Here is a 737-nt window from a genome sequence, read left to right on the forward strand (position 1 = left end):
TTGATTTACTGAAAATGCAACCGGACAGAGTTAAATTTACATTCCCTTATTTATTCTTCATCATGTTTTTAATTTATATGTTATGAAAAAGCAAATCTTTATTTCTATAGTTTTTCTCCTTTTTGCCGGAATTTCAGTATTTAGTCAGGTTGAAGTTTATTCCGATACTTTATTCAGACAAAACCATGGATTAGGTTTTTCAGGGGATTCTCTCATCATTTATCAGGATTATCCCCCCGATTCACCTTTACCTCTACCGAAAGATAAAAATGGAGAATTTCCTGGTGAATATTACGTTGAACGTATTAATTCCCCGGAAAAGATAACTCAGATTGCTAATGAAATTTTCACTTCCGAAGAGATCTCTGTTATGGCGGATCATCGTATTTGGGTTAAATTTAAGGTATCTTCAAGTGGTAAAGTCAAAAGTGCCTCATTTGGTTTTACCGGAGATCCGGAAATTGAATTAGGAAAGTTAGTTGAGTTTTCTAATCGGATAAAAGAGCATATTACAGTAAAAATTGATTTTGACAGGGAGGTTGTTGTTGATGGTTATGTTGGAACTAATTACAGGTTATTTCGGTAGTTTAAGTTTTTCTTTCCCCCTCGCTCGGCAATCCGCTGTCTTCAGATGCCTGGTGTTTTTATGCTGTTTCGACTAATGATATTAACCAAAAGTCAGGAACCCTGGAAAAAACGGTCGATGCCCACCCAGTGAAAACGGCCATATCCGTTCA

At 36.1% G+C, this 737-nt stretch carries 1 protein-coding gene; it reads left to right on the forward strand.

Features of this window, described 5'->3' with window-relative positions:
- The first annotated feature begins 82 nt into the window (after positions 1-82).
- Positions 83-586 (forward strand): hypothetical protein, encoded by a 504-nt coding sequence (locus ATH1_RS0115925; protein ID WP_010424086.1) that lies wholly within the window; start codon positions 83-85, stop codon positions 584-586.
- Positions 587-737: the final 151 nt, after the last annotated feature.

Source organism: Anaerophaga thermohalophila DSM 12881 (assembly GCF_000191885.1).
Lineage (GTDB): Bacteria > Bacteroidota > Bacteroidia > Bacteroidales > Marinilabiliaceae > Anaerophaga > Anaerophaga thermohalophila.